Consider the following 18,514-nt stretch of genomic DNA (forward strand, 5'->3'; position numbering starts at 1 on the left):
CTGGCTTCCGAGATAGTAAATAATGCAAGAAAATCAAGAAGTTAACAAGAAAGAGCAATATAACCTGAACAAACTCCAGAAGCGTCTGCGTCGTAACGTCGGCGCAGCCATCGCCGATTACAACATGATCGAAGAAGGCGATCGCATCATGGTGTGCCTGTCTGGCGGTAAAGACAGCTACACCATGCTGGAAATTCTGCGCAATCTGCAACAAAGCGCACCGGTTAATTTTTCTCTGGTGGCGGTGAATCTCGACCAGAAACAACCCGGCTTCCCGGCACACGTACTGCCTGAGTATCTGGAGCAGCTCGGCGTCGAGTACAAAATTGTTAACGAAGACACCTATTCGATCGTTAAAGAGAAGATTCCGGAAGGCAAAACCACCTGCTCGCTCTGTTCACGTCTGCGTCGCGGTATTCTGTATCGTACCGCCACCGAGCTGGGCTGTACCAAAATCGCCCTTGGGCACCATCGTGACGACATCCTGCAAACCCTGTTCCTCAACATGTTCTACGGCGGCAAGATGAAAGGTATGCCGCCGAAACTGATGAGTGATGACGGTAAACAGATCGTGATTCGTCCGCTGGCCTACTGCCGTGAGAAGGACATCATCCGTTTCGCTGAGGCGCGTCAGTACCCGATTATTCCCTGCAACCTGTGTGGCTCGCAGCCAAACCTGCAACGTCAGGTGGTGGCCGATATGCTGCGTGACTGGGATAAACGCTATCCGGGCCGCATCGAGACCATGTTCAGCGCCATGCAAAATATCGTGCCGTCGCATATGGCTGACATCAATCTGTTCGATTTTAAAGGTATCCAGCACGGCGACGAGGTGGTGGATGGCGGCGATCTGGCGTTTGACCGTGAATCGTTACCGATGCAACCCGCTGGCTGGCAGCCGGAAGAGGAAGACGCGCCAGACTTCAGCGCACGCCTGGACGTGGTGCAGATTAAGTAATTCCGTCGCTGATAAAAAAGGCGCGTCGCTTCGGCTACGCGCCTTTTTTTATTAACGATGCGGAGGTGGATCGATAATCGGTGGAAACTCGGGATCGTAAGGCGGATCGGGTTCCGGCTGTGGCTGGGGACGCGGGATCGGTTCCGGGATGGGGGGTGGATCGGTTGGTATGGGATCGGTAGCGCTGATAACTCGCATGACCTGCTCCTTGTTGCTGAATGTCCTTTAAGCATAGGAAAAGATACGCGGCACTGGCAAACAGGCAAAAAAAAGCCGGCGGATAAGCCGGCGTCGTACGAATCAAATGTGCTATGCAGTAATTCAAAAAAAGGAAGTAAGACAATATGGAGCGCAACGCCCATCGCTTGACGTTGCATTCACCTGCGAGAGAGAGTTTGCCCCTGTTGGTGGTTGCGGTTATTGATGTCGATCAGTTTTTTTACGCTTTTTTACTCTCGCGTCCTTATTTTACAGCGAGTTACCTTCTGCTAACCCGCAGTTAACACGACAGAAACCCTTACAACCATTTTCGCCGTTTCAGCCACCAGGCCAGACCGACAACCATCATCAGCAGCAGCAGACAGAACATCCCAAAGCCCAGATGGGAGCTGTTGCCGGGTATACCGCCCAGGTTGACGCCAAACAAACCGGTCAGGAAGGTGGTGGGCAGGAAAATCATCGCCAGCAGCGACATGGTGTAGGTACGACGGTTCATCGCTTCCGCCAGCACCGAGGCGATTTCATCAGAGAGAATGGCGGTACGCGCCACACCGGCATCAAGATCGTCCAGTCCTCGTCCCAGCCGGTCGGCAATATCCTGCATACGTCGCCGCTCAACATCGTCCATCCACGCCAGCTTCTCGCTCGCCAGACGTGAGTAGACATCACGCTGCGGGGCCATATAGCGACGCATCACGATAAGCTGCTTGCGAAGCAACGCCAGTTCACCGCGCGCCGGGACCTGCTGGTCCAGCAGCGCATCTTCCAGATCGATGATTTTGTCATGCATCTCTTCGATGAATTCACTGGCGTGATCGGTGAGCGCATCACACACATCCACCAGCCAGCTGCCGCCATCCACCGGACCGTTGCCGTTTTGCAGATCGGTCAGCACTTCATCAATGGCGTAAACTTTGCGGCGGCGCGTCGAGACGATCAGTTTGTCGTTGATAAACACCCGCATCGCCACCAGCTGGTCCGGGCGCGCATCGCTGTTGTGATTGACGCTGCGCAGCACAATCATAAAACCATCGCCAAGACGCGTGACGCGTGGACGCATACTATCGCCCGCCAGCGCATCGCGCACCGCATCCGGGATCAGCGGCGTTTTTTGCAGCCATTCAGCGCTTTGTTGTTGGGTGTAATTCAGATGTAACCAGCACGGACGTTCACAATTGATGACATCCGTCGCTTCAATCGGGATAACGCCACCTTTGCCGTCGAGTTGACAGGCCACAATGGCATCAGAGACCTGTAATGCTTTACCTTCAATGACGTTCACGAACTCGCCTCTCTATCAAAATCAATACGATACAGTCTAGCGCGACGCTGGCGAGTTGCAATCTTCAGGCTGTGAGCAAACATGACAGGCGGCCATCACGGCCGCCACAGGGATTAGTGCTTCTCTATCCACATTTCGCGGCTGTAAGCCACGTCTTCCGGATTGGTGATCGGGTAGCCTTTTACCCAGGGTTTAATCAGGCGACCGTTGGTGTACTGGTAGATCGGCGCTATCGGTGCCTCTGCGGCCAGAATCTGCTCGGCGCGGTTGTAGTCCTGATTTCGCGCCTGCGCGCTGGTTTCACTGCTGGCTTTCGCCAGCACCGCATCGTAGTCGGCGTTATTAAAACGCGCGATATTGCCGGTGTGACTGGAGGTCAGCAGACTCAGGAAAGTCGAAGGCTCGTTATAATCCCCCACCCATGAGGCGCGGATCACATCGAAGCTGCCGCTGTTGCGGCTATCAATGTAGGTTTTCCACTCCTGATTTTGCAGCGTAACCTCGACACCGAGGTTCTTTTTCCACATCGATGCCACCGCAATGGCAATCTTCTGGTGACTTTCTGAGGTGTTATACAGCAACGTCAGATGCAACGGTTTGCCCGGCCCATAACCGGCCGCGCTCAGCAAGGTTTTCGCCTGGGCGTTCAGCTCCTGCTGGCTGTGCTGCTGCATAAAGCCTGGCTGCGGGGTGAAACCGGCGGTCACGTCCGGGGTAAAACGCCAGGCCGGTTTCTCGCCGGTGCCAAGCACTTTTTCGGCGATGATGCGGCGATCAATGGTCCAGGAGAGCGCTTTACGCACGCGGACATCTGCGGTTGGCCCTTTTTGCGTGTTAAAGGCGTAGTAATAAGTACCCAGCTGATCCGGGGTAAAGACCTGGCCCGGCAACTCTTTCTTCAGCAATGCGTACATATTCTTCGGGAAGGATTCCGTGATATCGATATCACCCGCGCGATAACGCTTGGTGGCGCTGGATTCCTCGTTGATCGGAATAAAGGTGACTTTGGTCAGCACCGAATGCGCGTCATCCCAATAATTTTTGTTACGAACCAGCACAATTTTTTCGTTCACCACGCGATCCTGCAACTGGTAAGCGCCGTTGCCCACCAGTTTGCCTGGCGCGGTCCAGCCCTCGCCATTCTGCGCGATCACCTTCTGTGGCACCGGGAACATCGCGGCGTTGGCCACCATGCTCGGGAACCAGGGAACCGAATGTGACAACGTCACTTTGAGTCGATGATCATCCAGTGCCGTGACGCCCAGTTTATCGGCGCTCATCTGCCCTTTAATAATGGCATCGGCATTTTCGATGCCGCTCAGCGCGGCAAACCAGGCGGAGGGGGAGCTGTTTTTGGGGTCTACCAGACGTTGCCAGCTGTAGACGAAATCCTGGGCGGTGACCGGATCGCCATTGGACCAGCGCGCATCTTTACGCAGGGTGAAGAACCAGGTTTTGTTATCGCTACTGTTCCAGCTCAGCGCCACGCCCGGCACGATTTTGCCGTGCGCATCCTGATTGGTCAGCCCTTCGAAGAGATCGCGCATCACCTGAATTTCCGGCAGGCCCACCGCTTTCATGGGATCGAGTGAAGCCGGTTCATCTTTAATATGGCGGACGATTTCCTGCGACGGCGCCAGTTGGGCGCCCGGCGGCACATTGGCGGCGAATGCGGGTGCAATTGCGCCAATGACGATTAAAGCGGCCAGCGTCTTGCGAAACGTTATGTTCATCACCACTCCTTTACCCGAAAAAAGGCGGCTGCGAAGAAGAGAGGCGCCGCCAGCGACTTTGGGCACTTTATCGCAAATTGCTGATTGATAAATAGCTATTTTCTGACGCGCTGTTTACCGTTATGTTGAGGCTGGATCCCCGGTCACACTTTACCTTTGATCGTCAGCACCATCACTGGCGAGCTTTTGCATCTTCAAACGGAGGAATGTCTGCTTATGTCGTCATTACACCCGCGCCCGCTGCGCGGCAAACTGGACGCGGTCTGGCAACAATATGGGCAATCGGTACTGGGCGCACCGCTGTTGTGGTTTCCTGCTCCGGCAGCGGATGCCGACAGCGGCCTGATTATCGCGGGCACCCACGGCGATGAAAACGCGGCGGTAGCCACCCTGTCCGGTGCGATGCGCACCCTGCCTGAGTCTTTGCGCCGCCATCATGTGATTCTGGCGGTTAACCCGGATGGCTGTCAGCTGGGTCTGCGCGCCAATGCGCGCGGCGTCGATCTCAACCGTAATTTTCCGGCGGCGAACTGGCAGACTGGCGACACGGTGTATCGCTGGAATAGCGTGGCGGATGAACGCGATGTGGTGCTCTCCACCGGCGATCAGCCCTCTTCTGAACCTGAGACCACCGCGTTGTGCCAGCTGATCCATCACCTCAAACCACGCTGGGTGGTGACCTGGCACGAACCGCTGGCCTGCATTGACGATCCGCACCACAGCGAGCTGGCGCAGTGGCTGTCGCAGCAAACCCAGCTACCGGTAGTGAGCAGCGTAGGCTATGCCACGCCTGGCTCCTTTGGCAGCTGGTGTGACGATATTGGTCTGCTGTGCATCACCGCTGAAATGCCGCCAGTTTCGGTGGACGAAGCCACCGAAGTCTATCTGGAAACTATGATTAACCTGTTGCGCTGGCAGCCGCAGGCATAAGCACCCCGTTGGCAAAATGCAGTGACGGTTCCACATCGGCCGCCAGCCAGGTGGGGCCGTCGAGATCGGCAAACTGCGCCAGCGGCGTCAGCGGCAACGCGGCACGGATGGCGCGTGAGGTGCACAACATGCAGCCAAGCATGATGGCAAAGCCCTGCTGGCGCGCGCTCACCGCCAGCACCAGCGCTTCGGTCAGACCACCGGTTTTATCCAGCTTGATGTTCACCATGTCATAGCGCCCTTTTAACGCGCTGAGGCCGTCGCGCGTGTGGCAGCTTTCATCGGCGCAGATCGGCAGCGGATGGATAAAATTCGCCAGCGCCGCATCATGGGCTGCCGGTAATGGCTGTTCCAGCATCGCCACCTGTAAATCGGCCAATAGCTGGCAGCGCGCCGCCAGCCCTTCCGCCTGCCAGGATTCGTTGGCATCGACAATCAGCGTCGCCTCCGGCACCGCGCTGCGAATGGCAATCAGCCGCTCGCTGATAAAGCTGTCGTCCAGCTTGATTTTCAGCAGCCGTGCGCCGTGCTGCCACAACGCCAGCGCGCTGCTGGCCATCGCATCCGGGGTGTCGATACTGACGGTATGCGCCGTAACGATGCGCTGCGCCAGGCTGACGCCGCATAATTCCGCCAGGCTTTGCTGCTGTTGCTGCCGTTCCAGATCCCACAAGGCGCAATCAATGGCATTGCGCGCGGCCCCTGCCGGAAGTGCCTGCTGCAACGCGGCGCGCGTCATGCCCGCCTGTAGCTGCGGCAACACGGCCGCAATTTGCGCCCGCACCGAGGCTTCGCTTTCGCCATAGCGTGCATAAGGGGTCGCCTCTCCCACGCCACGGATGTCGTCTTCTTCAATTTCCACCACCACCACCTGCGCTTCGGTGCGACTGCCGCGTGAAATGACAAAAGGCGAATGCAGCGGCCAGGCTTCGGGATAACTCTTCACTGTTCTCATTAATTCTCCTTAATTCCGTCACTTAAATGCGATCAGGCTCGGCTTCCGCTACGAAATGCCCTCGTAAACCCTTCAAAAATATGTCATAAACAACGGCTATACCTGTTCTGACGCTATAAAAGTCAGATTTTTTCATCGTTAAAAGGAAATCGTATGTCTCAGAATGTTCACTTCCAGGGTAATCCGGTGCCAGTTGCAGGCCAGTTCCCGCAGGCAGGCGCACAGGCCAAACCATTCTCCCTGGTGGCTAAAGATCTCGCTGACGTGACCCTTTCTCAGTATGCAGGCAAACGCAAAGTCCTGAACATTTTCCCGAGCATTGATACCGGCGTTTGTGCGACTTCTGTGCGCAAGTTCAACGAACTGGCAGGCAAAGCCAGCAACACCGTGGTGCTATGCATCTCTGCTGACCTGCCGTTTGCCCAGTCACGCTTCTGCGGTGCAGAGAGCCTGAACAACGTAGTGACGCTGTCTACCCTGCGTGGCGCAGAATTCAAAGAAGATTACGGTGTGGCCATTGCCGAAGGCGCCCTGAAGGGCCTGACCGCGCGTGCGGTAGTGGTGCTGGATGAGAACGATAAAGTGATTTACAGCGAGCTGGTAAACGAAATCACCAGCGAACCGAACTACGATGCAGCGCTGGCGGCGCTGAAGTAATTGTTGAGGTGCGCAGCAATGCGCACCTTATTTAAAACCGCACTTACTCGCTTTCGTTACGTTTCTGACTCAAACCGTACTCACGCAATTTATTCGCGATCGCCGTGTGTGAAACGCCGAGGCGCTTCGCCAGCTTACGGGTACTCGGATAAGAAAGATAAAGGCGCGTCAGAATCGAACGCTCAAAGCGGCTGGTGATCTCATCCAGCGTCCCTTCCATCACCTCTTCACCCATGGTGACATCCAGCGCCTGCTCCGGCAGTACGATATCCTGCGGACGCAGCTCATACCCTTCCAGCTGAGTCAGCGCCCGATATAGCGCGTTTTTCAGCTGACGCACGTTCCCCGGCCAGCTGTAACGAGTCAGAAACGCCGTCAATTGTGGTGACAGGCGTGGACGCGGCAGGCCCTGCTCGTCGGCAAAGCGTGCGACAAACATCTCAGTGAGCGGCAGGATATCCAGCGGCCGTTCGCGCAGCGGCGGCAGATTGAGGGTTAATACGTTCAGACGATAGAACAGATCTTCACGAAACTCACCGCGCTGCACCAGTTCGATCAGGTTCTTCTGCGTGGCGCAAATCACGCGGACATCGACGTGGACCTCGTGTTCTTCGCCGACGCGGCGGAAAGTGCCATCGTTAAGGAAGCGCAGCAGTTTGGTCTGCATCCGGGGCGACATCTCGCCAATCTCATCCAGCAGCACCGAGCCGCCGTTGGCCTGTTCAAAGAAACCTTTCTTACCTTCCAGCGCGTTGGGATAGGCACCCGCCGCATGGCCAAATAATTCACTTTCGGCCACATCATCCGGCAGCGAGGCGCAGTTCAACGCCAGGAACGGCTTCTTACCCCGTGCGCTGCGCAGATGGCAGGCCCGAGCCAGCATATCCTTGCCGGTGCCGGTATCGCCGACGATCAGCAAAGGCGCATCGTGCATCGCCAGCTTGCGTGCCTGGTCCAGCACCTGACGCATTTTCGGCGTCACGGCGACGATATGATCGAACTCCGACTCATCCGTCACCGCCAGATTTTGCAGCTGGCGGCCCATGCGCGCGGTCGATTTCAGGGTGATCATCGCGCCAACCGGCTGATCGCTCTGACCTTCTTCTTCAGCCAGATAGATCGGTCGCGCTTCCATCAGGAAATCGCGCCCCTGAATCACCACATGCTGCGCTTCCGCATCGACGCGATCATTCTCTATCCAGCGTTGGAAGTTAAAGCCGGTGATCAGGGTGCCAGCGTTCTGGTTACGGATTTTTTGTTCGTCGAGATTAAACAGGTTTTGTGCCGCCGGATTCGCCAGCTCCACCTTGCCCTTCAGATCGATGGACAACACCGGTTCCGGCATCGCCACCAGCAGCGCGCTAAGCGCACGATGCTCGCGTTCTGACGGCATGTAAGCGACGGTACGAACATCTGTCACGCCTGGTGTACGGCGAATTTCCGCCATCAGGGTGCTGAATTGTTCGAATTCCAGCGCAGAAAAATTGAGGTAAATGCGGCCTAAAGGCGCAATTTCGATGCCACGCAGGTCGATATTGCGGGCAACCAGCAGGTCGAGCAGCTCGCGCGCCAGCCCGATACGGTCCTGGCAGAAAACTTCCAAACGCATTGCGATGGCCTTAATCAGGTTTTGATTTTAATGATAATACGCTAACTTGCGACGCCTCAGAAGGGGCCTGTCAGGAAAAGTTGACAGTCTGACGTCGACGACAGGAAAAAGTGTAACGGAACAACCAATAATAATCCCGTCAAAAATCACAATTAACAAAGATAATCTCACCTTTCGCACCCTTATCAGTGCGAAAGGTGAGCAAGTGCCGATTATTTAGCAGTCTGCCCTGCTTTTCCCTCGCTTTTGCTAAGGGTTTCTTTCAGCTGACCAATCAGCTCACGACGGAAATCACCCAGACGCGGTTTATCATCCTCCAGCCACGGCAGCGGACGGCACAGTTCCATCGCTTTAATGCCGAGGCGCGCGGTGAGCAAACCGGCACCGATGCCCTGCGCAGCGCGGGCCGAGAGACGTGCGGCAATATCCTGCGACACCCAATCCATCCCCACTTCGCGCACCAGTTCAGAGGCACCGGCAAACGCCATATTCAGCAGCACCAGGCGGAACAGGCGCAGGCGGCTGAAATAGCCGAGTTCGATACCATAAAGGGTGGCGATCCGGTTCACCAGCCGCAGGTTACGCCAGGCGATAAACGCCATGTCCACCAGCGCCAGCGGGCTGACGGCAATCATCAGCGTGGCTTCGGCAGCATGGCGACTGATTTCGCGGCGGGCCTGGCTATCCAGCACCGGCTGCACCAGCTGCGCATACAGGGTAACGATCTCGCGATCGTTATGGGTTTCATGCAGCGCGGCGTGCCAGCGCTGCAACGCCGGATGCGCCTGATCCAGTTGCGCCTGCTGCGCCAGTTTCTCGCAAAATGCGCGTCCTTTGCCGATACCGTGGCTGTGCAGCAGCTCGCGGCCGATATCGCGTTCTTCCGCGCGCTGACGCAGCCGGTATAAACGACGCCACTCGCTAATCAACGCGCCAGCACCGGCGGCGACAATCAGGCCACCGGCCACGCCGCTGCCGAGCGCAAACCAGTCGCGCGTCAGCCAGGCATCGTGCATCCACTGCACACCCTGCGCCACCACGCTGACGCCAAAAATGCCCAGCCCCGCACCCACCATTTTGCGCCACAGGCTGCGCTTCGGGCGCAACGCCGCTTCCACGACCTTTTCGCCCGCGCCCTCTGCCAGCGGCTCCTCCTCAGGGACCGCCAGGAACGCCCCTTCGGCGTCGGCGCTGAAGGTTTGCGCTGCCCGCAGCGGTGGCTCAGTGGCGGCATCCAGCGGCCGGGCAAAATCAATCCGGGGTTTTAACGGTGTTTCATCGCTCATCGCAATTTATCTCCCAGTAAAAATTCCAGCGCGGCGTCCATGCGGATATGTGGCAGCGGACGATCAACGTCGAGCTGCTGCGGCCGGAACTGTTCAAACTGAAATCCCTGCTGCTGCCAGAAATGATGGCCGGGCAGACGTGGCGGCACTTCGCCGGGATAAAAGGTCAGCGGTTCGCCGTCGTCGAGACGATGACCGCGCAGCGCAGGGAGTTTTTCCCCACGGTGGTCCACCAGCCCGCTCTCGGTGGCCTGCACCGAGGCGAGGCCCAGACAATCCATAGTGATGCCTTCAAACGCGGCGTTCTGCCATGCGTCCTGTACCAGCTGCTGGAGCAGCGACACCATATTGGCGTGTTGATCGGCGGTGATGTGATCCGCTTTGGTGGCGGCAAACAGCAGCTTGTCGATCACCGGAGAAAACAAGCGGCGAAACAGCGTGCGCTGGCCGTAATGGAAGCTCTGCATCAGTTGCGTCAGCGCCAGCCGCATATCGTTAAACGCCTGAGGCCCGCTGTTCAGCGGTTGCAGGCAATCAACCAGCACAATCTGGCGATCAAAACGCAGGAAGTGATTTTTATAAAAGCCTTTCACTACGTGCTGACAGTAGTAGTGAAATCGCTGTTGCAGCATGTCGAAGTTGCTGCCCCTCGGCGCCTGCGACAGTTTGCTGACCTGCATTTCCTCCACCTGCGGCCACGGGAAGAACTGCAAAGCCGGGGCGCCCGCCATATCGCCGGGCAACACAAAGCGTCCGGGCTGAATAAAATGCAGACCTTCAGCCTTGCACTGGTGCAGATAATCGGTCCAGGCGGCGGCAATCGCCGCCAGGCGGTTTTCGTCGGCGGGGGCGAACGGATCGAGATCTGCGCACAGGTTACGCCAGCGCTGCGCCCATACGGCGCGATCGCCCTGCAACAGGCCCAGCATCTGCCGTGACCAGCCTGGGTAATCCTGCGCCAGCATCGGCAAATCAAGCAGCCATTCGCCAGGATAATCGACGATTTCCAGATAGAGGGTCGCAGTATCTTTGAAGTGGCGCAGCAGCGATTCATCCGGGCGATAGCGCAGCGCAAGACGCATTTCGCTGACGCCGCGCGTCGGCGTTGGCCAGCTGGGCGGTGTGCCATACAGCTGCGCTAAGCCTTCGTCATAGGTGAAACGCGGCGTACCCAGCTCGCGCTGCGGTACGCGTTTGACGCCCAGCAGGCGTTCTTCGCGTGCCACGGCAAACAGCGGCAATCGGGAGCCGCTGTGGACATTCAATAATTGATTTACCAGTGAGGTGATAAACGCGGTTTTGCCGCTGCGGCTCAGCCCGGTTACGGCAAGGCGCAGATGGCGATCGACGCCGCGATTCATCAATGCCATCAATTCATTTTGCAGTCTTTTCATCGCTCTCCCTGATGAAGCGCGCCGAAAGGCGTCGGAACACCTTGCTCAGCAGCGGTTCCAGCGCGACCGCCAGCAACATACGTAACGGACGACGCGCCACTGATTTCACCGCCCAGCCAGCCAGGCCGCCAGGCGCATAGGTGACTGCGCTGATGATGATAAATTTTCCTGCCGACTTCAACGCAGGTGCTGCGCGACGACGCAGGGTAGTAAAACGCTGAGCGGACAAGGCAACCTCCATAAATCAGATTTGACGAAAACGGCTGCGCACGCTGAAGGTTTCAGAGGTGACGTAACGCTCGATATCGCGTACCTGGCGTTCATCAGACTTCAGCGCAGCGTCCAGCTCATCCAGCAGCTCGCTTGCACTCGGTGCATGTTTGCCGGGAATATCATCCTGCGGCTTTTCATCCAGCACAAAACCGAGCACAAAGTAGGCAATCAGGGTAAAGCCGAACAAGCCGATAAACATCGACATCACCACGATTACCCGCAACAGCAGCACCGGAATATCCAGGTACTCGGCCAGCCCGGCACAGACACCGCGGACTTTACCCTGCTGCGGGATGCGGTATAGCTTGCGTCCCTTCAGGTTACTCATGGTTGCCTCCAGTTCGGATGCTCGGCATCAAGGATGGCTTCCAGTGCTTCAACGCGTTCGCGCATACGGCGTGCTTCCAGGGTCAGTTGCTGCAAACGCTGCATATCCTGCGTCGACAGCTCCGCACCACCGTTGCGCTTGTTACTGTAATGGAGCCATAGCCAGATCGGTGCGACGAACAGCACGAAGATGGTCAGCGGTATGGCCAGAAAAAGTGCGCTCATTGACTCTCCTTAATCATCAGATGCTGAGCCAGCAGGCTCAGCGTCGTCACTCGCTACGGTTCATTTTGGCCTTTAGGGCCGCCAGCTGCTGGCTGATCTCATCATCCGCTTTCAGCTCGGCGAATTCCTGATTCAGACTTTTCGGTTTACCAAAGCGCTGGCTTTCCGCTTCGGCTTCCATATGGTCGATACGGCGTTCGAATGATTCAAAACGCGCCATCGCGTCGTCCAGTTTACCGCTGTCGAGCTGACGACGGACATCACGAGATGAAGACGCGGCCTGATGACGTAGCGTCAACGCCTGCTGACGGGCGCGGGTTTCGCTGAGTTTTTTCTCCAGCTCGCCAATTTCGCCTTTCATACGTTCCAGCGTCTCTTCAACCTGCGTCACTTCCTGTTGCAGTGAAGCGATCAAATCAGTCAGTTTCTGTTTTTCGATCAGCGCGGCGCGCGCCAGATCATCTTTATCTTTACGCAGCGCCAGTTCGGCTTTTTCCTGCCACTCGGTCTGCTGAATATCGGCCTGTTCAATACGGCGCAGCAGCTGTTTCTTTTCCGCCAGCGCACGGGCCGAGGTGGAACGCACTTCCACCAGCGTGTCTTCCATTTCCTGAATCATCAGGCGTACCAGTTTCTGCGGATCTTCGGCGCGCTCCAGCAGTGAGTTGATGTTAGCGTTCACGATGTCGGCGAAACGAGAAAAAATACCCATAATGATGTTCCTCTGTAGTCATGTGGTTGCGCAAAGCGCTTATCACTTAATACAAAAGCCGTGCCAGATTTTATCTCACTGAATTTAAAGAAATTGATTATTTTACATCCCACTACCATTCGCTTATGGTAGTGAAATTGATTAACTGATGGTGAAATTCATCATGGCGAATGGTAACGACAATCTGCTGGGCGAATCGAACAACTTTCTCGAAGTGCTGGAGCAGGTTTCCCGTCTGGCCCCGCTGGAAAAGCCGGTGCTGGTGATCGGCGAACGCGGCACCGGCAAGGAGTTGATTGCCAGCCGCCTGCATTATCTTTCCGATCGCTGGCAGGGACCATTTATCTCCCTGAACTGTGCGGCCCTGAATGAAAACCTGCTCGATTCGGAGCTGTTCGGCCACGAAGCCGGTGCCTTTACCGGCGCGCAAAAACGCCATCTCGGCCGCTTTGAACGCGCCGACGGCGGCACCCTGTTTCTCGATGAGCTGGCGACCGCCCCCATGCTGGTGCAGGAAAAACTGCTGCGCGTGATTGAATATGGTCAGCTGGAGCGCGTCGGCGGCAATCAGTCATTGCAGGTGAATGTGCGGCTGGTGTGCGCCACCAACGAAGATCTGCCCGCGCTGGCGGCAGAGGGCAAATTCCGCGCCGACTTACTTGATCGCCTCGCCTTTGACGTGGTGCAGCTGCCGCCACTGCGTGAACGTCGCAGCGACATTCTGGTGATGGCCGAACATTTTGCCATTCAGATGTGCCGCGAACTGGGTCTGCCGCTGTTTCCCGGTTTCACGGAACAGGCGCAGCATACGCTGCTGAACCACAGCTGGCCGGGCAACGTGCGTGAACTGAAAAACGTGGTTGAACGGTCGGTATATCGCCACCACAGCAGCGAAGAACAACTGGATAACATCATCATTAACCCCTTCGCGCCACGCAGTGCTCCGGCGCCACGTACCACCACGACCGCAGCAACCCAGCCCGCGCTGCCGCTCGATCTGCGCCAGTGGCAGAACCAGCAGGAGCGCCAGCTGGTGGAACGCAGCCTGGCGGAAGCGAAATATAATCAGCGTCGCGCGGCGGATTTACTGAGTGTTACCTACCATCAGTTGCGCGCGATGATGAAAAAACACGGGATTCAGATGCGCGACGAATAGATTTTACGTTGCCACTTCGTCGGCTAATTCTTCCAGCTCCTTGATAAGATCGGCCTGGGTATCTGGATTATCCAGGATATACCGGGCGCGTTTCTGTTTGTCGGTCATAAAGATATCAAAAGCGTTATCGAGGCTATCGGCCTGCATCGTCGTCATAAACAGTTCCTGCTGATATTCAGACAGTTCGAGATGCTTATCAGGATCTGTGGCAATTGAACGATGTTTGTTACGGCGTAAATTGGTGATCTGTTCAAATGTATAGGGCTGGAGATAGTTTTTTTCCTTACCATAAACCACCGTACCTGGCCTCGTATGGATATAATAATTATCAGGCAATACTATTTTGGCATCGCCTCTTTGTTTATGCACAGCTTCATGGAATATCATGCGATCTTTATCCCCCTGCGGTTTTCCCCAGAAGCGGCTTAGCAGGATAAATTTATCGTATAACGGACTATAAATGGCCGGGGACGTCATTTTATCCAGAAACTCCCCTTCGGCCACGCTGAAATTATCAGTTTCCATCCATTTTTGTGTATTCTCGAGATGCGTCAAATGATCCTGCATACGCGTTAATATCGCATCATCCACTTCGGATGGATTGCGACCAAGATATTCAGCGATAATCGCAATCGCCCTGCTATCTTTTTTATCTATAAGGGGCCTGGCTTTTTCAAGCGTTGTTTTGAAGTTTTCAAATGACTTGAGTAGCGCATTTTTATGCGCAATGTTATTTATCCCGATCTTTTCCATTCCGTCAGCAATCACCCTGATTCTGTTGATCTTCGTTGATTCCACATAACGGGTATCGATAATCTTACCATCTAAATTCCCCGACAGCCGGGACATCACCGGACCGCCGCCTTTCAGGCGTTGATCAATTTTCCATTGGTTGTCTTTAGCATCAAACATATATGCCAGCGGAGTGGCGCCGTCCCTGCGAGGATATGAAGCCGGTAATTTCATCTGAAATGAATTATTTCCTGTGATCTCTCCGGCGATATACAGGTCCTGACCATTTTTATTGCCGACTCTGAGCCAGCGGCTGCCGTCAGAGTCGCTGTAGACCTCCGGCAATCCAGCTTCGGGTTGCAGCGTGATCCCGTCCATCCTGCGCACCAGCGCTTTCGGCACGGTATGTTTAAACACCGGGGAGGTGACTTCGGTACGCGTCCAGCTTTGTTTCTTCTTGCTGTAACTAAAGATTGTGCGACTTAAACCGCCTTTTTTAAAGCCAGCCGACTCCTGCCGGGTGACTTCCGGCGTGATAAAATTCTCATGATGCGGAGTGACGGCAATATATTCTGCGAAACCCTGCTTTTGCCCGATACGCAGGAAGTATTGATTTGTCGCTTCCTTAAAATAGATACCGGGATAGCCAGCAATCTGATTCATTCCGATCAAACCGGAATATTTCTGTAACGTATCGGGAAGATTATCCAGGCTTTTAAATATCTGTTCATTTTCCTGCCATCCGTTTGCTTTGTTAAAAATGTACGCTTTTTGCTCTGATCCATAGGCGGTCTTGTGGTTTTTTTCTTTCAGGGTAATCAAATCACCCTCCAGCAACACATTCACGAATCTCTCTTTGCCATCACTTCCCGCTACGGGCAAATATAAATCTTCATTACCATCCCGCCAGACAATTTTTTTATCGCCATAATTCAGCGCCTTCAGAGACTCTTTTTTCCATGCATAGGTTTTCATCTCATCGGAGAAGACGATATTATCCGTCTGCCCCATTATTTTATCACCCCGGTATTCCGTCGGTTCCCCATTGCCGGTAGTAAATCGTGCATTCATCAGATCCATCAATGCAGCCTCAAGTTTTTCTTTATCAACCGGCTTGCCCTTAAGATGATCGTCGACCATACCAATAACTTCGCCGAGGGAGCTTCTGACTAATCCCGCCGGATGCAGCGACGTCACCGACGATTCTATTTTCCCGAGCTGGGAAGCAAATGATTTTAATGCTCTTTTGGTTTTCGCATCGATACTGCTTTTCCCAACGAATTCATATAACTTCATTGAGGCCTCAGTGAAAGAGGTCACCGGGTTTTTAAAGGCGCTCTTCAGCATTCCCGTTATATCCGATACGGTATAGTGGCGTTTAAATCCTGACTCCAGCTGCCTGATAATAATTGCATCTTCAGCGTTAAAGCTGGCCTGTGTTGGCGGTAGTTTGCGTGGAACTGAACGTCTGTTGCGTCTGCCGGCATCGTTCTCCGCCTTAAACTGCCGGGGGAATTTCCTGTGACGCCAGTTTTCGCTATTCACCCTTCGCTGACGGTTTTCGCCCTCCCCCTGCGTGCTTTTCCGCTTCGCCCGCTGCGACGCGCCCGACGCAGCTGTTCTGCGCGCGGCATAGGTGAATGCGGGTGACGGGAGCTGATGCCGCTGCATGGCACCCTGCACGCCGGGTTTCCGGGCCGCCCCGCGATGCGACCGCTTAGGGCCTGGCGGCGGCGTGGTCGCCGTGACCAGTGAAGCCGCGGAAATGACGGCTAAGGCGACGAGTGGCCAGCGGCTTCCGGTTTGGGTGCGATTATTTGCCTGATTAGATAGGGGCTGGTTTTTGCTGTTGTTGATATAAATTCGTTGTAGCTGACCGTTTTCGGCCCTGACGTTAGCGTAATGCTTACCTTTAACTTCGCCCGGACTGCGGATAAATCTGGCGGGTGAGGCTGTGATAATCCCTGATACCGACGGCATAGACACCTCCCTGAGAATGACGTTAGCGCATCACCTATGTTAGTCGGGGTGCAGTCAGAGGATAAACCAGCCGGGTCTTAAGAGTGTGTAAGCCAATGGCTCAGTGGCGCGGGGATATCAACGGTCGTTGTGGCAGGCAGTTTCATCTCTCGCTACCGCGCAAAAGATGACGGGGAAAATTTCACAAAAAAAAAGCCCGCATAGGCGGGCAACAAATACTGGAAGCAATGTGAGCAATGTCGTGCTCTTCTTCGGTAGAGCCACCGTCGAAGCGCAGAAGAATAATAATCATTCTTATTATCATCTGTAAAGGGCTAATTGAGAATTTTTCTCATTTCCACACTAACGTTGTGATTACCCCGTCGCCAGTTTGATGAAAAATACGTCAGAACGGTCCTTAATTTGGGGAGTACCCGGCGTTTGGGATACACTCTCGCTATTGCCTCAGAATCGTTGAGTTCTATGCCAAAATTATTCCCCTCGCTGTTGCTCTGCCTCAGCGTATTGAGTGCGTCTGCATGGGCGGCGCCAGCGAACGATATTCGTCACAGCGGCTTTGTCTATTGCGTAAATGGCACGGTAAATACCTTCAATCCACAGATGGCCAGCAGCGGTCTGGTGGTGGATACCCTTGCCGCGCAGCTCTACGACCGCCTGCTGGATGTCGACCCCTACACCTACCGCCTGATCCCCGATCTGGCGCAAAGCTGGGAGGTGCGCGACAACGGCGCGACATACCGTTTCCATCTGCGCAAGGATGTCGCGTTTCAGCACACCAACTGGTTTACCCCAACGCGAAAAATGAACGCCGACGACGTGGTGTTCAGCTTCGCCCGCATGTTTGACCGCCAGCATCCGTGGCATAACGTCAACGGCGGCAGCTACCCCTATTTTGATAGCCTGCAATTTGCCGATTCCGTGCAGAGCGTGAAAAAGCTCGATAACGACACGGTCGAGATCCGCCTGAACAGCCCGGACGCCTCGTTTCTCTGGCATCTCGCCACCCATTACGCCCCGGTGCTGTCCAAAGAGTACGCAGACCAGCTGACGGCCAAAGGCCAGCAGGAAAGACTGGATCGTGAACCGGTCGGCACCGGCCCGTTCCAGCTCAGTGAATACCGCACCGGACAATACCTGCGTCTGGCGCGCAACCCGCAATACTGGCGTGGCGTACCGCGTCTGCAACAGGTGGTGATTGATCTTGGCGTGGGCGGCACCGGGCGGCTGTCAAAATTGCTGACCGGGGAATGTGACGTGCTGGCCTATCCTGCCGCCAGCCAGCTCAGTATTTTGCGTGATGACCCGCGTTTACGGATGACCCTGCGTCCCGGCATGAATATCGCCTATCTGGCGTTTAATACCCGCAAAGCCCCGCTCGACCGGCCGGAAGTGCGTCACGCGCTGGCGCTGGCGATCAACAATGAACGTCTGATGGAGTCGATTTATTACGGCACCGCCGAAACGGCGGCATCGATTCTGCCGCGCGCCTCGTGGGCATATAATAATGACGCGCGCGTTACCGAGTACAACCCGGCGAAGGCGCGTGAGCAACTGAAAACGCTGGGACTGGAGGATCTGCATCTGCGCCTGGTGGTGCCGACGGCATCGCAATCGTGGAATCCCAGCCCGTTAAAAACGGCGGAGCTGTTGCAGGCGGATCTCGCACAAATTGGGGTGCGCGTCACCATCGTCCCGGTGGAAGGCCGTTTTCAGGAAGCACAGCTGATGGCCATGAACCACGATCTGACCCTCACCGGCTGGGCCACCGACAGTAACGATCCCGACAGTTTCTTCCGTCCGTTACTCAGCTGCGCGGCCATCCGCTCGCAAACCAATTATGCCCACTGGTGTTCACCGGCATTCGATGAAGCGCTGCAACACGCGTTGCTGTCGCAACAGCTGGCGGCACGCATCGATAGCTACAATACAGCGCAGCAGATTCTGGAGCAGGAGCTGCCGGTACTGCCGCTGGCGTCATCGTTGCGTTTGCAGGCCTATCGCCACGACATCAAAGGTCTGGTATTGAGTCCGTTTGGCAACGCCTCGTTCGCGGGCGTGTACCGCGATGAAAGCGGCGAGGAATAAG

17 protein-coding genes are annotated in these 18,514 nt (G+C 55.7%); 5 read left to right on the plus strand and 12 right to left on the minus strand.

Features of this window, described 5'->3' with window-relative positions; all coding sequences use genetic code 11:
- Window positions 1–22 precede the first annotated feature (22 nt).
- A complete protein-coding gene (gene ttcA / locus AC6I8V_RS10825) occupies window positions 23–958 on the plus strand; it encodes a tRNA 2-thiocytidine(32) synthetase TtcA (protein ID WP_497842271.1) in 936 nt (311 codons plus the stop codon).
- Window positions 959–1,009: 51 nt separating this feature from the next.
- Here ttcA and AC6I8V_RS10830 read toward each other — a convergent pair whose 3' ends face one another.
- The 3 genes from AC6I8V_RS10830 to AC6I8V_RS10840 form a co-directional block, all read right to left on the minus strand.
- The gene (locus AC6I8V_RS10830; protein ID WP_497842272.1) at window positions 1,010–1,156 is read right to left on the minus strand and encodes a hypothetical protein; all 147 of its coding nucleotides are present in this window, start codon (window positions 1,154–1,156) and stop codon (window positions 1,010–1,012) included.
- A 319-nt stretch (window positions 1,157–1,475) separates the two neighbouring features.
- Window positions 1,476–2,459, minus strand: a complete 984-nt coding sequence (gene zntB / locus AC6I8V_RS10835) for a zinc transporter ZntB (RefSeq protein WP_497842273.1) — start codon at window positions 2,457–2,459, stop codon at window positions 1,476–1,478.
- A gap of 113 nt (window positions 2,460–2,572) precedes the next feature.
- A complete protein-coding gene (locus tag AC6I8V_RS10840; RefSeq protein ID WP_497842274.1) occupies window positions 2,573–4,192 on the minus strand; it encodes a peptide ABC transporter substrate-binding protein in 1,620 nt (539 codons plus the stop codon).
- Between the two features lie 216 nt (window positions 4,193–4,408).
- On the opposite strand from AC6I8V_RS10840, the gene mpaA reads away from it, so the two are divergent.
- Window positions 4,409–5,122, plus strand: a complete 714-nt coding sequence (mpaA, locus tag AC6I8V_RS10845) for a murein tripeptide amidase MpaA (RefSeq protein WP_497842275.1) — start codon at window positions 4,409–4,411, stop codon at window positions 5,120–5,122.
- Here the strand turns inward: mpaA and ycjG are convergent.
- Window positions 5,091–6,077, minus strand: coding sequence for an L-Ala-D/L-Glu epimerase (gene ycjG / locus AC6I8V_RS10850; RefSeq protein WP_497842276.1), 987 nt, complete (start codon window positions 6,075–6,077; stop codon window positions 5,091–5,093). The genes mpaA and ycjG overlap by 32 nt on opposite strands.
- Before the next feature lie 153 nt (window positions 6,078–6,230).
- Between ycjG and tpx the strand changes: the two genes are divergently transcribed.
- A complete protein-coding gene (tpx, locus tag AC6I8V_RS10855; RefSeq protein WP_497842277.1) occupies window positions 6,231–6,734 on the plus strand; it encodes a thiol peroxidase in 504 nt (167 codons plus the stop codon).
- Window positions 6,735–6,777: 43 nt separating this feature from the next.
- Here tpx and tyrR read toward each other — a convergent pair whose 3' ends face one another.
- From tyrR to pspA, 7 genes are all read right to left on the minus strand, one after another.
- Window positions 6,778–8,343 carry a transcriptional regulator TyrR gene (tyrR, locus tag AC6I8V_RS10860; protein WP_497842278.1) on the minus strand — a complete coding sequence of 522 codons (1,566 nt, stop codon included), beginning with the start codon at window positions 8,341–8,343 and terminating at the stop codon, window positions 6,778–6,780.
- A 212-nt stretch (window positions 8,344–8,555) separates the two neighbouring features.
- The gene (locus AC6I8V_RS10865) at window positions 8,556–9,629 is read right to left on the minus strand and encodes a TIGR01620 family protein (protein WP_497842279.1); all 1,074 of its coding nucleotides are present in this window, start codon (window positions 9,627–9,629) and stop codon (window positions 8,556–8,558) included.
- The gene (locus AC6I8V_RS10870; protein ID WP_497842280.1) at window positions 9,626–11,023 is read right to left on the minus strand and encodes a YcjX family GTP-binding protein; all 1,398 of its coding nucleotides are present in this window, start codon (window positions 11,021–11,023) and stop codon (window positions 9,626–9,628) included. The genes AC6I8V_RS10865 and AC6I8V_RS10870 overlap by 4 nt, the downstream gene beginning before the upstream one ends.
- Complete coding sequence (gene pspD, locus AC6I8V_RS10875) at window positions 11,004–11,252, minus strand: phage shock protein PspD (protein ID WP_497842281.1); 249 nt, start codon at window positions 11,250–11,252, stop codon at window positions 11,004–11,006. The genes AC6I8V_RS10870 and pspD overlap by 20 nt, the downstream gene beginning before the upstream one ends.
- Window positions 11,253–11,267: 15 nt before the next feature.
- Window positions 11,268–11,624, minus strand: a complete 357-nt coding sequence (gene pspC / locus AC6I8V_RS10880; protein ID WP_497842282.1) for an envelope stress response membrane protein PspC — start codon at window positions 11,622–11,624, stop codon at window positions 11,268–11,270.
- Window positions 11,621–11,848 (minus strand): envelope stress response membrane protein PspB, encoded by a 228-nt coding sequence (gene pspB, locus AC6I8V_RS10885; protein ID WP_497842283.1) that lies wholly within the window; start codon window positions 11,846–11,848, stop codon window positions 11,621–11,623. The genes pspC and pspB overlap by 4 nt, the downstream gene beginning before the upstream one ends.
- Before the next feature lie 46 nt (window positions 11,849–11,894).
- Window positions 11,895–12,560 carry a phage shock protein PspA gene (gene pspA, locus AC6I8V_RS10890; RefSeq protein WP_497842284.1) on the minus strand — a complete coding sequence of 222 codons (666 nt, stop codon included), beginning with the start codon at window positions 12,558–12,560 and terminating at the stop codon, window positions 11,895–11,897.
- A gap of 163 nt (window positions 12,561–12,723) precedes the next feature.
- On the opposite strand from pspA, the gene pspF reads away from it, so the two are divergent.
- Window positions 12,724–13,716, plus strand: a complete 993-nt coding sequence (gene pspF, locus AC6I8V_RS10895; protein WP_497845819.1) for a phage shock protein operon transcriptional activator — start codon at window positions 12,724–12,726, stop codon at window positions 13,714–13,716.
- 3 nt (window positions 13,717–13,719) lie between these two features.
- Here the strand turns inward: pspF and AC6I8V_RS10900 are convergent, their stop codons facing one another.
- Window positions 13,720–16,428 carry a hypothetical protein gene (locus AC6I8V_RS10900; protein ID WP_497842285.1) on the minus strand — a complete coding sequence of 903 codons (2,709 nt, stop codon included), beginning with the start codon at window positions 16,426–16,428 and terminating at the stop codon, window positions 13,720–13,722.
- Between the two features lie 462 nt (window positions 16,429–16,890).
- Between AC6I8V_RS10900 and sapA the strand changes: the two genes are divergently transcribed.
- Window positions 16,891–18,513 carry an ABC transporter substrate-binding protein SapA gene (gene sapA / locus AC6I8V_RS10905; RefSeq protein ID WP_497842286.1) on the plus strand — a complete coding sequence of 541 codons (1,623 nt, stop codon included), beginning with the start codon at window positions 16,891–16,893 and terminating at the stop codon, window positions 18,511–18,513.
- Window position 18,514 lies beyond the last annotated feature (1 nt).

Source organism: Pantoea sp. X-Soil-TKNS-1207, assembly GCF_059730485.1.

Bases quoted from the DNA above. Each gene is read 5' to 3' on its own strand.
- pspA (WP_497842284.1), bottom strand. From the start codon at position 12,560: ATGGGTATTTTTTCTCGTTTCGCCGACATCGTGAACGCTAACATCAAC.
- ycjG (WP_497842276.1), bottom strand. From the start codon at position 6,077: ATGAGAACAGTGAAGAGTTATCCCGAAGCCTGGCCGCTGCATTCGCCT.
- AC6I8V_RS10830 (WP_497842272.1), bottom strand. From the start codon at position 1,156: ATGCGAGTTATCAGCGCTACCGATCCCATACCAACCGATCCACCCCCC.
- pspF (WP_497845819.1), top strand. From the start codon at position 12,724: ATGGCGAATGGTAACGACAATCTGCTGGGCGAATCGAACAACTTTCTC.
- sapA (WP_497842286.1), top strand. From the start codon at position 16,891: ATGCCAAAATTATTCCCCTCGCTGTTGCTCTGCCTCAGCGTATTGAGT.
- tpx (WP_497842277.1), top strand. From the start codon at position 6,231: ATGTCTCAGAATGTTCACTTCCAGGGTAATCCGGTGCCAGTTGCAGGC.
- mpaA (WP_497842275.1), top strand. From the start codon at position 4,409: ATGTCGTCATTACACCCGCGCCCGCTGCGCGGCAAACTGGACGCGGTC.
- pspC (WP_497842282.1), bottom strand. From the start codon at position 11,624: ATGAGTAACCTGAAGGGACGCAAGCTATACCGCATCCCGCAGCAGGGT.
- ttcA (WP_497842271.1), top strand. From the start codon at position 23: ATGCAAGAAAATCAAGAAGTTAACAAGAAAGAGCAATATAACCTGAAC.
- tyrR (WP_497842278.1), bottom strand. From the start codon at position 8,343: ATGCGTTTGGAAGTTTTCTGCCAGGACCGTATCGGGCTGGCGCGCGAG.
- pspB (WP_497842283.1), bottom strand. From the start codon at position 11,848: ATGAGCGCACTTTTTCTGGCCATACCGCTGACCATCTTCGTGCTGTTC.
- AC6I8V_RS10840 (WP_497842274.1), bottom strand. From the start codon at position 4,192: ATGAACATAACGTTTCGCAAGACGCTGGCCGCTTTAATCGTCATTGGC.
- AC6I8V_RS10870 (WP_497842280.1), bottom strand. From the start codon at position 11,023: ATGAAAAGACTGCAAAATGAATTGATGGCATTGATGAATCGCGGCGTC.
- AC6I8V_RS10900 (WP_497842285.1), bottom strand. From the start codon at position 16,428: ATGCCGTCGGTATCAGGGATTATCACAGCCTCACCCGCCAGATTTATC.
- AC6I8V_RS10865 (WP_497842279.1), bottom strand. From the start codon at position 9,629: ATGAGCGATGAAACACCGTTAAAACCCCGGATTGATTTTGCCCGGCCG.